This window comes from Spirobacillus cienkowskii (assembly GCF_037081835.1).
GTDB lineage: Bacteria > Bdellovibrionota_B > Oligoflexia > Silvanigrellales > Silvanigrellaceae > Silvanigrella > Silvanigrella cienkowskii.
In genome coordinates this window covers 286810-300576 of the sequence record NZ_CP146516.1, presented here as the reverse complement: position 1 = coordinate 300576, position 13767 = coordinate 286810, and the positions used below count along the sequence as shown (strand labels likewise).

General features: G+C 32.8%; 11 protein-coding genes. 4 read left to right on the top strand and 7 right to left on the bottom strand.

Translation table 11 applies throughout. The features are described 5' to 3' along the window. Positions 1 to 114: 114 nt before the first annotated feature. Genes Spiro2_RS01265 through Spiro2_RS01255 form a run of 3 tightly spaced genes read left to right on the top strand, consistent with a single transcriptional unit; the run spans position 115 to position 1622 of the window. Complete coding sequence (locus tag Spiro2_RS01265) at positions 115 to 984, top strand: Rpn family recombination-promoting nuclease/putative transposase (RefSeq protein ID WP_338636521.1); 870 nt, start codon at positions 115 to 117, stop codon at positions 982 to 984. Positions 985 to 1030: 46 nt separating this feature from the next. Beyond that, on the top strand, positions 1031 to 1303 hold the full coding sequence (locus Spiro2_RS01260) for a hypothetical protein (protein ID WP_338636519.1): 273 nt from the start codon (positions 1031 to 1033) through the stop codon (positions 1301 to 1303). Positions 1304 to 1349: 46 nt separating this feature from the next. After that, entirely contained in the window at positions 1350 to 1622 is a 273-nt protein-coding gene (locus Spiro2_RS01255; protein WP_338636518.1) for a hypothetical protein, read from the top strand. Positions 1623 to 1836: 214 nt separating this feature from the next. Here Spiro2_RS01255 and Spiro2_RS01250 read toward each other — a convergent pair whose 3' ends face one another. Further along, complete coding sequence (locus tag Spiro2_RS01250; protein WP_338636517.1) at positions 1837 to 3003, bottom strand: Fic family protein; 1167 nt, start codon at positions 3001 to 3003, stop codon at positions 1837 to 1839. Between the two features lie 128 nt (positions 3004 to 3131). Further along, positions 3132 to 5159, bottom strand: a complete 2028-nt coding sequence (locus Spiro2_RS01245) for a DUF2779 domain-containing protein (protein ID WP_338636516.1) — start codon at positions 5157 to 5159, stop codon at positions 3132 to 3134. A gap of 220 nt (positions 5160 to 5379) precedes the next feature. Between Spiro2_RS01245 and Spiro2_RS01240 the strand changes: the two genes are divergently transcribed. Continuing rightward, positions 5380 to 6039: a hypothetical protein gene (locus tag Spiro2_RS01240; RefSeq protein WP_338636515.1), complete on the top strand. Its 660-nt coding sequence runs from the start codon at positions 5380 to 5382 to the stop codon at positions 6037 to 6039. Between the two features lie 33 nt (positions 6040 to 6072). Here Spiro2_RS01240 and Spiro2_RS01235 read toward each other — a convergent pair whose 3' ends face one another. The 5 genes from Spiro2_RS01235 to Spiro2_RS01215 all read right to left on the bottom strand — a co-directional run bounded on the left by Spiro2_RS01235 (position 6073) and on the right by Spiro2_RS01215 (position 13752). Then, on the bottom strand, positions 6073 to 6366 hold the full coding sequence (locus Spiro2_RS01235) for a hypothetical protein (RefSeq protein ID WP_338636514.1): 294 nt from the start codon (positions 6364 to 6366) through the stop codon (positions 6073 to 6075). 454 nt (positions 6367 to 6820) lie between these two features. Then, positions 6821 to 9943: an efflux RND transporter permease subunit gene (locus tag Spiro2_RS01230; RefSeq protein WP_338636512.1), complete on the bottom strand. Its 3123-nt coding sequence runs from the start codon at positions 9941 to 9943 to the stop codon at positions 6821 to 6823. After that, on the bottom strand, positions 9940 to 11367 hold the full coding sequence (locus tag Spiro2_RS01225; RefSeq protein ID WP_338636511.1) for a TolC family protein: 1428 nt from the start codon (positions 11365 to 11367) through the stop codon (positions 9940 to 9942). Before Spiro2_RS01225 ends, Spiro2_RS01230 begins: the two co-directional genes overlap by 4 nt. Positions 11368 to 11539: 172 nt before the next feature. Beyond that, on the bottom strand, positions 11540 to 11743 hold the full coding sequence (locus tag Spiro2_RS01220) for a DUF2905 domain-containing protein (protein WP_338636510.1): 204 nt from the start codon (positions 11741 to 11743) through the stop codon (positions 11540 to 11542). A gap of 11 nt (positions 11744 to 11754) precedes the next feature. Beyond that, complete coding sequence (locus tag Spiro2_RS01215; protein ID WP_338636509.1) at positions 11755 to 13752, bottom strand: hypothetical protein; 1998 nt, start codon at positions 13750 to 13752, stop codon at positions 11755 to 11757. Between the last annotated feature and the right edge of the window lie 15 nt (positions 13753 to 13767).

The following is a 13767-nucleotide window of genomic DNA, read 5'->3' as shown; positions in this document are numbered from 1 at the left end:
CTCCCAAAAAATTTTTAAACACAAACTTTTCCCTCTTTTTTTATTTTAAATTTTTGTTAAAAAAAACTTTCTTTCAAAGACATGAAGTTTTTGAAACGCAAAGAAGGATTTTTTGTGAATAACATAGAACTCGTTGATCCAAAGTACGATTTTGTTTTTAAAATGCTATTTGGCAGTGACCCCGAAATTTTTATGAGTTTTGTAAATAGTGTTTTAAACTTAGAGCAAAGCAAAGCCATTGTGGACGTCACGTTTATTAATCCAGAACTCAACAAAGAAACCGAAGACGATAAGGCAATTAGGCTCGATGTCTTAGCAAAACTTGCCGATGGCAATCTCATTAACATTGAAATGCAAATGCAAAATCATGGCCATTATATTAAAAGAAGTTTGTATTATTGGAGTAAAGTATATTACTCCCAATTAAAACAAGGCGAAAACTACGATACCCTTAAAAAAACGATTGCCATTCATGTATTAAATTTTAGCTTGTTTAAACACAGCAAACACTATCACACCGAGGCTGTGTTAATGGATGCCGAGAATAAAGTGCAACTTACTGATTTATTTTCTATTCATTATTTAGATCTAGCAAAACTCCCTTCGGGTAACTATAATACCCTAGAAAAATGGTTGCGCTTTTTAAAGCAACCAAGCAAAGATGAGGTTTTGCAAATGAACATCCCTGCAATTACCAAAGCATACAAACAACTCGAAAACATGAGCCTCGATTCTAGCATTCGTGCCCGTTACGACGCCAAACGCAAGTTTGAACACGATTACGTGACAGGGCTGGATACGGCGAAAGATGAAGGGCGTGATGAAGGCATTGTTATTGGTGAAGAGCGAGGGGTTAAAAAAGAAAAAATTAACACAGCAATAAAAATGCTCCAAAAAAACAAACCACTCGATGAAATTGTAGAATTTACAGAATTATCCCTTGCAGAAATTCACAGCATACAGCAAGAACTCAATTTAAAATAACTAGCTCCGCTTTTTAAAGCAACCAAGCAAAGAAGAGGTTTTGCAAATGAACATTCCTGCAATTACCAAAGCATACAAACAACTCGAAAACATGAGCCTCGACTCGGGTATTCGTGCCCGTTACGACGCCAAACGCAAGTTTGAACACGATTATGTCACGGGGCTGGATACGGCTAGGGAAGAGGGTGATAAAGAAAGAAGTATAAAAACAGCAATAAAAATGCTCAAAAAAAACAAACCACTCGATGAAATTGTAGAATTTACAGAATTATCCCTTGCAGAAATTCACAGCATACAGCAAGAAATCAATTTAAAATAACTAGCTCCGCTTTTTAAAGCAGCCAACCAAAGAAGAGGTTTTGCAAATGAACATTCCTGCAATGACCAAAGCATATAAACAACTCGAAAACATGAGCCTCGATTCGGGCATTCGTGCTCGTTATGATGCCAAACGCAAGTTTGAACACGATTATGTCACGGGGCTGGATACGGCGAAAGATGAAGGCATTGTTATTGGTGAAGTGCGAGGGGTTAAAAAAATGGCTAAAAATCTTCTTTTAGCTGGAGTTTCTTTAGAAATTATTCAAAAAGCATCTGGACTATCGCTCACTGAAATTCAAAACCTACAAAACAGCTAAAAAAAATGCCGATCCAAAAAAATTATCAGGATTATAAAAAATTTCGCAATAAAACTACCTGATAATTTTTTCATTAAAAAACATAAACATTTCAAAAAATTCTTTATTAAAATAGATATCCAAAAATATAAATGATTTTAAATAGAGACTGCGCAAAAATGGAAACTTAGAGAAACTTTGGTTTTCAGATATATGATATCGAATCTCGCAGTACTTACCCCGGTTTTTGAGAAGTTCCCTCAACTAGTAATTTTAAATATTTTACATATGCAAATCTACGGTAACGTGCTTGTCCTGTAATCTCTTTCACTATTCCTAATTTAACCATTTTATTAATTGAGCGCTGAATTGTTGGAATAGTGGTATTAAGACTTTTAGAAAGTGAGGGCACACTTTGAATTGGCATACGGCATATTTTATCAAATATTTGATTCATAATAGGAGATGGCTTGGAGTCATTTATTTTCATACGATCAGAACTATGTAATTTTACAATATTTTGAGCTGTTATCACCGCGGACTCCGACGTTTCAATAATTCCTCGCAGAAAAAATTTAATCCAATTTTCGTAATCACCATGAGTTCTAATACGGTTTAATCTATTGTAATATTCTGTACGGTTAGCTTTTAAAAAATAACTTAAATATAAAAGAGGTTTTTTTAGTAAATTCCAATCGCAAAGAAGTAGGGTAATTAACAACCTCCCAACTCTTCCATTACCGTCTAAAAACGGGTGAATTGTTTCGAACTGAGAATGAATTAGCGCTGCCTTTACAAGCAAAGGCAAGTTTTTTTCATAATGAATAAACTTTTCTAGCTCACCCATACAGTTTTCTACTTCATGTGGAGGAGGCGGTATAAAATCAGCAGTTTCAAGGGTTGCACCCAGTCTTCCAAGCCAATTTTGTGTTGTGCGATATTCGCCAGGTATTTTGTTTGCTCCTCGAACACCATTCATAAGTCGAGTATGAATCTCTTTAATAAGCCTTGAGGATATTGGTATTTCAACTAAACGCTCTAGCCCTAATTTCATAGAGGCAACATAATTTGAGACTTCTTCCACATCATCAACTCTGTCTTTCTCGGGAGGCTCATCAGACAAAACATCCTCAAGCGAACACTGTGTGCCTTCTATTTGAGAGCTTAGCAAAGCTTCTTTTCTGACAAACGCATATATAAAAATATCTGGATCGGGAATAATACCAGCCAAACCATCCAACCTTCCCAAAGACTGATGCGCTTCAGCAAGCAAACTGATGCTTTCTTCATCTAATACAATTGGAGGATGGGGTGGCAACGGATTTGGTCTAAAAGCATTGTAACCATTAATTTGTCTTATATATTTTCCTGAACGATCGGGTTTCGCAACAAAAGCATTCATAAAGGTCTTCCTTAATAACGAAAAACGTCTTTTTTATTATTAAGAAAAATTTAATTAATGTCAAAGCATCATTTTCGTTTATTACAGGTTGCTGAGGGATCATTTCTAATAGTGTGAACTACTCGCCCTCACACAACATCCTTTAACAATCCTGCTTGCTCTAATAAATTTGCCCAATATTCGTAAATCATCACCATGGCAAGGGTATCAAGTTCGCAATATTTAAGCAGTGCTTGTGTTACGTTGATAACTTCTGTGTTTGTCATTTGAGTAAATTGCATGCGAGCATAAGCTGTCATGGCAGCTCCTCCATCGTTAATGCTACCTTCTGTAAAAAGTGTATTGAAATTATCAAAATCGCATTCGCTAAAATCGCTAAATAGGGGCGGTAAACATTTATAGGGGTCTAACACTTTGCCATGTTGATCTTTTTTAATCCACGACCAATTGCAAAAATTTTTACTTGGAAACTGGCTAGAGCCATAATGAGGTGCCGCGTAACGTTGTTGAAGAAACAGAGAGTCATTTAAAATTGCGGGCAAAACATGTTTAATTGAGTTGCAGCCGTTTGTAAGAGGATGATAATAATAACGCTTTACAAGTTCGCACAGATCAACCATAGAGCGCTTCCCTTGCCAATTTTGCACTGAATCGTTGGTTGAAATTGTGAGTGATTCTATAAAAGCAATGAGTTCAGTACGGTCTGCAATGTTTTCTGGAGTTCTTAATAACTGCTCGCGAATTTGACAAAGAACAGTATTTTCGTGAGCAGCATAACGAAACACTGTGCCTTGATCAGTTTCTAACGCTTTTTTTAACGCCCTTAAAAAATTAAAATTAGGAAAAACGCCGCGCTCTTGATTGAGATATTGATCTTTATGCTCTATGTGGCCGTTTTGATACACAATATGATGCGAAAATTGAAACGCAACTTGTTCATAGGGTTTGCGCCCTTTGTTAAACGGAATGGCAACCATAGTGGTTTCAAAATCAATAAAATGCAGCGGAAAAGTCCAGCTTGCAAATTGCTGAGCGAGGCCTTGTAAATTAACAAAAGGAGTTTGATCTTGAGTTTGTACTTTTTTAACTTGCAGCCACTGTCGCTCGGCACTTGAAAGGCCTTCTGCTGTTGAAGAGTTTGAACGCACCGCAAAATCTTTTTGAGTAAGATTTTCCATAAAATATTTCTGATCTTTAATTAAATCAGTCACGCCTCTAAAATTCCAAATATCAAGCACAAGGGGTTTTGCGATTTCGCTTGGTGTGATTGCTCCAGCTTTAATCCAACAGTTTTCAAAACCACTTTTAAGATTTTGTAATTTTTCTTTCTTTCCAATTTTAAATTCACACTTTTTGCATGTGACAGAAAGAACTGGTTGAACAAACTCATTGGTGCTGCATACACGAGAAAGAAATATAACATGCTCTAAAAAGGTTCTATTTTCTGGGTATTTCATGTTCCATAATAATTTTACTTCATCATCAACTTGAATTTTTTTTAATAGAGGCGTGCCTACTGTTTCCTGCGAGGTATCAGGAGCAACTTTAACTGAAATACTATTGTCACAACTATCTTTACAAAGAAAAAATTTTTGATTTAAACCATGAATGCTTGCGAATTGCGATTTATCAGCAAGCATTAAAAAACTTGTAACTTTAAACTCTGGCATTGCTTGGGTGAGCACGAGCTTTTGAAAAGCAACATCCAATAAATACGCTTCCCATTCCGAAGAAATTTTTGGTTTGCCTTTTTTTATGCTTGATTTGGTATAAAAATGATTTGATACAGCAGGATTCATACTTTTTGCTTTAACTTCAATGATCTCAAGATAGTTGCCATTTTTAATTAATATATCTACACGAATGAATAAATTTTCAAACTGAAATGCTGGTTCAAAAATAACAACTTTATCGCGTTTTAAAAGTTCATCAGTTTCTTGCAAAGCCTTTGCTTTATCTTTGGTTTTAACTTCAATACCGTTTGGATGATAGATTTTCGCAAGTTCACCAACCTGAAAACCGCCCTCAGCCAGTGCCTTTAAAAATGAATTTTTATTTTTAGTGCTGCCATAATCAGTGTTATCCAAATAAAAAAGTTTTGTTGCGCATTCGCAACCAACCTTAAAACGCGATTTGGTGAGCAACCTATTAGACATTGATCTTTCCTCAAATAATCTAAAATTTACTTTAATAGAAAAATGATTTTTAGTCTCTTTATAAAAATTATTTATATTTAATTTCAGTAACATTAAATTTACTAAAATTTAAAATATACTTAAAATTTTAATAAAATAAAAAACATTTGATTATATCTAATTCCTTTATTATATTAAAATTTCAGCAAGCATCAATTAATATTTTTTAGAGGAATATTTTATGAGCAATACAAATAAACCATTTTATAAAAAATGGTTGTTTATTACTTTTTCAATCTTTTTTTCTTTTATTATCTTAGTTGGAATATTTGGAGAAGATCCAGCTCAAGAAAACACACAAATATCAAATAATAAATCTTTAACTCAAAAATCATCCATAAAAATATCTTTACCAAAAGAGCAAGAAGAATTCATTTCAATTGTTAAAATTGCCCAAGAAGAGATTAAAAATGCCAAAAATGACATGCTTAAGGGAGGTATTAAAGCAGAAAGAGAAAAATCATTATGCAGTCTCTTAAGACAAAAAGGCGGTAAATTTGTAAAAAACTGGGTTGGGGTAGTTAGTAAAATAGATGCAAATTCAGAAGGAAAAGGCGTTCTTGAGATTAAAATTTCTCATGATGTATTTTTAAGAACAATGAATAATTCTTTTTCAGACCTTTTTAAAGATACTTTAATTAGCCCTGATTCAGACCTATTTGAAGAAGTGTCACAAATGGAAAAAGGTCAACTTGTAAAATTTAGCGGAAAATTTTTTGAAGATCCACTCGAAAATAACTGTCTTTATGAAACAAGCATGTCTCTTGACGGAAAAATTAAAAAGCCAGAGTTTTTAATGCGCTTTACTTCTGTTAAAAAAATAGAAGATGGAGAATCATAATAACAAAAATTTTTTACAAATGGATATTCTGTACTATTTTTTAATTATCTCATCAATAGAAAATAAAAATTCTTTATTAACCAAATCAAAAAAAACTTTGTTTAAATATTTTTTTACTTCAGTAAATTCTTTGTTTTCTAATAAATTCCCTTTTTCACTATTAAAAATTACTGATTTGATTTTAAAACTTCTTTTTACAGGAAATCTTTGCCCATAATAATTTATGCTACCAAATTGATAAATTAAGGATCTTTCTATTTTGAAGGCAGCATAAACATTATTATGAGCAACTGAATCCGTATTGAGTTCATTTATGCGAACTCCCATTAAATATTCATTAGAAACATTTTTTGCATTTAATACAAAACGCTTATAATTTTCTGCAGCAGTATTATAAGCCCTATTAACTTTACAAATATAAATATAGGTAAATATATCTTCTGTAATTGGAAAATAACATGCTACTTTATAATCTGAACTTAATGCAACAGATGCTCCACCAGAGATAAAAATATCCTCAATAAAATCTTTATCTTCGTGGTTAATTGAATTTATAATTTATTTTTCATTTAATACATTTAAAATATATTGAATTTTCATAGTTTAAATTGCCTAATAACACAAAACCCAACCCATATCAAAAACATTGTACTTTTAACATATAATTTAAATAATGGAAGTGTTTTTTACAGAAATAATGTATTTTTCACTAAATTATAAATAAAATATCGTATTTTAATTTTAATTTTAATTTTTTATTAAATAAAAAAATTAATAAAATTTAGTTATTTGAGTTTCTAAAATTAAATAATTTTTTTTGAATTTTTTCGACCAACATGATAATAGAAGGGATAAGAACCAAAGTAAATAAGGTTGAAGTCACTGTTCCGCCCACTATGGCAACTCCCATTCCAGTTCTTTGCGCAGAAGCTTCATTTAAACCAATGGCAATAGGAATAGCGCCTGCAATTAACGCTAAACTTGTCATTAAAATAGGTCTTAGTCTTCTAACTGCAGCAGCTACAATTTTTTGCCCATCATCATTTTCTGTTTCTTTATTATTTAATTTTAGCCTTTCTTGTGCAGTATCAATTAATAGTATTGAATTTTTAGTTGCAACTCCCAATAATAATAAAATACCAATGACTGAAAAAATATTAACCCCTTCACCAAAAATCCATAACGATAAAAATGCTCCAGAAATCGCAAACGGCAGAGTGATAATATTTAAGAAACTTAATAAAAACGATTCATACAGGCTCGATAAAACTAAAAATAATAAAACAATACCTGATAAAAATGCCAAAGACATACTGTCAGCCATCTCTTCATAACTTTCCGCATCCCCTTCATAGAGTACATTCACATCTTTTAGTCCCTGGCTACTTTCTTTCACAGCTGCATCAATGAATTCCATAATTTCACCTAAGTTTGCATTACCTGCTAAATCAGCTGTAATTCTTGCAGAATACGCTCTATTCACTCTTTCAATTTTGGCGGATGACTGCGACACTGTAAAAGCAGCGGCTTTTCTTAAATCAACTGGAGTCATATTTAAATTAGGCACAAGTATTGGTTGATTTTGTTTCAGCCAAAGGTCTGCAGAATCAAAAGCAATGACTTTAATGGGATATTCAAATCCTTTTTCACTCAATTTCCCAATTTCAAGACCTTCAATACGCGCACGTAGCTCCATTCCTGCATTACCGGGTGTAATTCCTAAATGCTGCGACTCTTTTTCTTGTAACTTTATTTGAATTTCTTGAGAACCGCCTTTTAGTTCTAAATCAGGAGAAATTAATGCTGAATTGCTTTTAAGCTTTGCGAATACTGGTCTTGCAACCTTTTCCAAATCTGCGCTCGATTTGGTTTGAATGAGTAAGTTAAAGGGTCTTTGACCTGCGCCAGAAATGTCATTTTGCATCACTCTAATTTCTGCTCCTTTGGGCAAGTGTTCATATTTTGCAAACTCTGTACGCAACTGCTCGCGAAGTAAACTTGGCTTAATGCGAGAACGCTCTTTTGAGGATTTGAGCATCACAAAAATATCTGCTTTATTGATTTCTTGCTGCGCATTGCCAATGGTTAACACGGTATATTCAATAAATGATTTGTTTTTTAAAAGATTGTCTACTTGAAGAGCCGTTTTTTCTGTGGTTTCTAGATTAGTTCCCGAAGGCATTTCGATTCTCACTAAAAATTCTTGCGACTCATCCGTTGGCAAAAATCCCGAAGGCAGCCTAGATGCCGTAAAACTTATAGAAACAGCAAGAATAACAACGCAAAAAATAGTTAGAATTGGCCTTTTTAAAGATTTTAATAAAAAAATCTCATAAAATTGCTCCAATTTCGCTTGCGCCCCTTCAATAATCTTAAAAAATTTTGCAAGAATATTTTTTTGCGAATTGTGCAATTGCTCTTTTGCCTTCCCCATATAAGCCGACAGCATTGGTGCCACAGCCATGGCATCATAAAGCGAAATCAATACAGCAAAACAGACAACGAGCCCAAACTCTCTAAAAAATTGACCTGTTACTCCCTGTAAAAAAGCCACAGGTCCAAACATCGAAACCACAGCTAACGTAACAGCGACTACTGCCATAGCCACTTCATTGGCTCCAATCACAGCAGCATCATTAGGATAATGTCCTTCTTCAATTTTTTTAAAAATATTTTCTCGAACAACAATTGCATCATCAACCAACAATCCAACGCACAAAGACAACGCCAATAATGTAAGAATATTAATTGAAAAACCTGAAAAATTCATAAATATAAAAGCACCGAGCAATGAATTAGGAATTGCCACGGCTGTAATTATTGTTGAACGAAATGATCCTAGAAAACAAAACACAACAATAATTGTCAATAAAATACCAATTAAAATTGATTCAAATACATCAAAAATATTATCTCTAATCATTTTTGAACTATCACGAACTATATTGATTTGTGGTATGTTATTGTCTCTGTTGGTTTGGGTAAAATTTACAATAACTTTTTTTATAGAATCTGCGACCGAAACAATATTGGTCCCCGATTGACGATAAACCTGAACAACCACACCAGACACACCGTTATAATAAGCTTTTGAACGTAGTTTTTCTGACCCTTCAATGACTTCTCCAAAATCTTTAACTCTAACTGGGGTCTCGCTATTGCTAAATGTTATAATTTTTTCACTAACATCTTGTAACGTTGTATATTGACCTAGAACTCGAATCCCAACTTCATCGTTGCCATTATTTACACTCCCTGCAGGAATATTGGTGCCACCACCTTTTAAATTTTCAACAATTTGCAATAAGGGTATTCTGTAATTTTCAATTTTTCGTGGATCAATTTTAATATCAATTTGTCTTTTTTGCCCACCTAAAATCTCAATACGTCCAACTTTTGGAATACGGGCTAACAAAGGTTTTAAGTTTTGATCGGTCCAAGTTGTGAGCTGTGTTCGACTCATTGAATGAGACTGCACAAATGCTGTAATGACGGGCTGGTTTGAAGGATTAAAGCGTTCAATAATTGAAGGTTCTATTTCGTTTGGCATTTTACTTCGAGCAAGAGCTACTTTATCACGAACCCGTTGTTCTGCAGAATCAATATTGACACTCGTTTTAAATTCTACCCAAACGACAGAAAGCGAATCACGGCTTACGGCATTGATTTTTTTTACACCTTCGACAGTAGAAAGCTCTTCTTCGAGATAATTTGAAACAGATAGCTCAACTTCTTTAGGGCCAGCACCGGGATATAAAGTTGAAATTGCAATATAAGGAATATTTGTTTCTGGAAATAAACTAACAGGTAAATTTTTAATACTTAACAAACCACCAAAAAGCATAAGTAAAATTATACTGCTAATAAAAACGGGTCTTTTTACGGCAAGTGCTGGCAAGCTCATGGCAAAACCTCATAAAGTTTATACTGACTTAAAACCGCAAGTCTTGCTGACTTTGCTTCAACTAATCGATCCTTGCTTTCTGATAAATCTTGTTCTGAATTGATCAAATCAAATGTTGTCGCACGACCTCGTCGTTGACGAGCACGCTCAAATTCGAGTCTATTTTCATGAATTTTAATTAAATCTTTTAAAGACAAAATTTGCTTATCTAATGAATCATTTTGTTGCCTAAGAATTTCAAATTCAGATTTAGAATTTAAAATTTCTTGGGAAAGATTGAGTTTTAACGAATGAATTCTATCTTGAGCAGCATTTTGAGCTAGTTGAACAGTAGAAAAATCTAATGGTACTACAAAACTTAATGTAGCACCTATCAAGCTACAATTCGTTAAACCTTGGCAATTGGTTAAATTATCTGTGTTATGAATTTTTTTGTAACTTATAAACTGAAAATTAAAGTTTAACTCTGGTTTAAGAGATTCTTTTTGTAAATAGATATTAGCCGTTTCTGCAAAAATTGATTCTTGAAGAGCAAGAATATCTTTTCTTTCTTCTGTAATATTTTTTAAAAATAAATATTTTTCTATCTCATCAATATTTTCTGCAATAAAATTTTTCTCAATATACTCTGGCAAAAGGCTTTTTAATTTTAATAAAATGTTTTTTTGTTTTAATTCTTTAGATAACATCCCTAATTTTCTAGATTCTAATGCAGCCTCAGCTTGCGCTACATGCACCTCTTCTAACAAACGATCTTTGTATTGCCTTTTTACCCATGCTAAAAGCCGTTCACCTTGATCAACCAATAATTTTTGAATTTCCATACTCGATTGCAAATAAGCATATTCAATGTATATTTTTTCTGCATCTATTTTTTTTGCTAATAGCTCAAACTGATTTTTTAATTCTTGTGATTTAGCAAGCTTCAATAACGACTCTTTTTGATACTTTAAATTTTCACCAAACCCATTTTTCCAAATTGGCAATTCAAGCTCAACAGCAACTCCAAGTCTTGTCATATTTTTATTCTGCTCAGAGAGAGAAACTGCCCGCTCAAAACCCTGATTTTCAGTAATAAAATAAAGTTTATGTTTTAAGCCAAACGATTGTTGCGACTGCAAACCAACTCTAAATTGAGATCCATAACGCGACAGTCCAGAAAAATCTGGAGTTAAGCTTGGTGATTTGTCGTTATTTTTTGAAAATTCTACAAAACCTTGAGGCTGTGTTAACAATTCTGCTTGAGCATGTTCTAAGTCTAAGCTCTGCAAATTAGCTTTAATCGACTTCACACCTAAACTATTTGTTTCATATAAATTTATAAACTCTAAAAAACCTATTTTTTGCTGAGCCGCTAATAATGTATTGACTAAAAAACCTAATGCTAAAATCGAGAATTTTAATACTCGATAGCCTAAATTCATAAAAGCACCCATAATATTAAAATTTATTTAAGTTTAAAAATACATATTATTACAAAAATAATAAATTATAATTTTAATTAAATCAATTAAGAAATAAAAAATGATTTAGTTTTAAAATTAATATTAAGAAATTTTAAAGATATTATTTTATAAATTATTATAGATAAATATTTTATTTTTTATTAAAAAACCAAAGAATTAAGCTTAATATTATACTAATTATAATTGAAGTAACAATAGGAAAGTAAAAAGTTGTATTTTCGCCTTTAATAATGATATCTCCTGGAAGTTGCCCAAAATTTATTTTTTTGAGTAAAGGCCAAAATACTCCAATTAATATAAATATAACTCCTAAAATTATAAAAAACTTAGACATACTATAACCTATTATTCTGACATTAAAAACAACACAGGTCTAACATCATCTTCTTCGGTAGACTCCCAATACTGAACCAAAACTTTATACGTTAGTATTCCAATTTCGCCCTCACCAAATAACACATAAAAGATTGCTTGCTCCATTGCATTTTTTCTTGCAAGACCTAAGTAAATGGCAATGGGATCAATTTGTTCGCTAATATAAGCAACTGTATTTGGAATTGCGACGGCACCAGATACTTCTATTAAATAATTTTCTGGATTATTAAACATTCGGGAAACTTTAATAACTAGTGGTGTTTGAAACTCACTTCTATCATCTCTTAACGAAACAGCTAAAAACGCCAGAGGGTCAGTGCATTTGTAAAATTTTTTAATTTTTTCTTCTTTTCTTTTAAACCATTTTTTATCTCCAGAAGAAATAGGAACTAAATTGACTTTTTTATTTCTAATTTGATTCCATAAAAGTTCTGAACCAGGGCCGACAATATTATGTGATTCAACTCTTAACTCAAAAGCTCTCCGCCAACGGCTTATAGCGCTAGCTAATAGAATTAATAAAAAGAAAATTCCTGCAATAATTAATCCATCTGGCCTTGCTTTTACATTATCAATCAAAGTGTAAGCAAATACTAGAGAAACTAAAGTAAAGTAAAAAGTTTTAAATTTAATTTTTTTAGATTTTAACGCCTTATTTTCTCTCATTAACGAGAGAGTAACGGCAATAGATGCAGACAATATTAAAGCAAGAACTCCAGTTGCATATGCACCCGCCTGAGCATTAATATTAGCGTTAAATATAATCAAAATAAAAACGCTAATACATGTAATTATTATGACTAAAGGTCGTCTTAAAGAAACCCACTGCGGTGCCATACCAAATCGAGGTAAATACCGTGGAATGATATTTAACAATCCAGCAAGCGCAGAAGCACCAGCAAACCACAAAATAATTATCGTAGAAGCATCATAAATAGTTCCATAAATTTCGCCAATATATTTATGTGCTAAATAAGATAAAGCTCTACCAGATGCTTCGCCTCCATCAGCAACTTGTTTTTGATTTACCAAGACAGATGTGACAAAACTAGAGGTAATTAAATAAACAGACATAATCAATGCAGACCAAAGCAAAAGCTTTTTAGTACCATTAATTCTTTTTAATGGTACATAAATTGTAGGCTTTTCTGGTTTATTTTTGGGACTATTTTGAACTAAAGGCATAACAGATACCCCAGTTTCAAAACCGCTCAAACCTAGTGCCAATTTTGGAAAAGCCAATGCCGTAATTACAAATAAAGCAAACCAGTCCATTTTAAAAATTGGTTCTGCGCTCCACTGATAAAATACGCTTGGTTGGTTAATGATTACGTAAATGCACTTGCCAATAACAAAAAGTGTTAAAAATAAAAAAGGAATAGTTGCTAAAATAGCAACAATAATTGCTTCTCTAAAACCAATATAAAAAACAATTCCTAAAAAAATTACTAAAACGATAGAAACACCAAGAGCAGAATGCCCAACAAGATGATTTAAAAAAGGATTTTCTACAATGTGGGCTGCGGCATCGGATGCTGATAATGTGATAGTTATAAAAAAGTCTGTAACAGCAAAGGCTATTAAACCTAAAACAGCAAATTTACCACTCCATCCACTGAGCAAGTTTTCTAACATTGCGATAGAGCCTTGTCCTGTATACGATCTCTTTGCCACTTCTCTATAAGTGGGAACAGCGCCAAATAAAGTGACTAACACAAGTAACAAAGACGCAAACGGAGCCAGCGCTCCCACAGCTAACAACGCAATTCCTGGCTGATAAGCCAATGTAGAAAAATAATCCACTCCCGTTAAACACAACACTCTAAACCAGTGATGTGTTTTTTCTTGGGTATGAGAAGGAGCCGTTCCTTTAAAGTAAAATGTCTTGGTTAAAAAATAAGATAGTTTTGTTACAATTCGATGACTCAAATTAGGTTCTGAATCATCTTTTTTTTGTTTGTTTGACATATTCCCTCTAGTTTA

What these genes read in the sequence shown, in the direction of transcription:
- Spiro2_RS01260 (WP_338636519.1), top strand. Translation starts at nt 1,031, where the DNA reads ATGAACATTCCTGCAATTACCAAAGCATACAAACAACTCGAAAACATG.
- Spiro2_RS01255 (WP_338636518.1), top strand. Translation starts at nt 1,350, where the DNA reads ATGAACATTCCTGCAATGACCAAAGCATATAAACAACTCGAAAACATG.
- Spiro2_RS01250 (WP_338636517.1), bottom strand. Translation starts at nt 3,003, where the DNA reads ATGAATGCTTTTGTTGCGAAACCCGATCGTTCAGGAAAATATATAAGA.
- Spiro2_RS01245 (WP_338636516.1), bottom strand. Translation starts at nt 5,159, where the DNA reads ATGTCTAATAGGTTGCTCACCAAATCGCGTTTTAAGGTTGGTTGCGAA.
- Spiro2_RS01240 (WP_338636515.1), top strand. Translation starts at nt 5,380, where the DNA reads ATGAGCAATACAAATAAACCATTTTATAAAAAATGGTTGTTTATTACT.
- Spiro2_RS01235 (WP_338636514.1), bottom strand. Translation starts at nt 6,366, where the DNA reads ATGGGAGTTCGCATAAATGAACTCAATACGGATTCAGTTGCTCATAAT.
- Spiro2_RS01230 (WP_338636512.1), bottom strand. Translation starts at nt 9,943, where the DNA reads ATGAGCTTGCCAGCACTTGCCGTAAAAAGACCCGTTTTTATTAGCAGT.
- Spiro2_RS01225 (WP_338636511.1), bottom strand. Translation starts at nt 11,367, where the DNA reads ATGAATTTAGGCTATCGAGTATTAAAATTCTCGATTTTAGCATTAGGT.
- Spiro2_RS01220 (WP_338636510.1), bottom strand. Translation starts at nt 11,743, where the DNA reads ATGTCTAAGTTTTTTATAATTTTAGGAGTTATATTTATATTAATTGGA.
- Spiro2_RS01215 (WP_338636509.1), bottom strand. Translation starts at nt 13,752, where the DNA reads ATGTCAAACAAACAAAAAAAAGATGATTCAGAACCTAATTTGAGTCAT.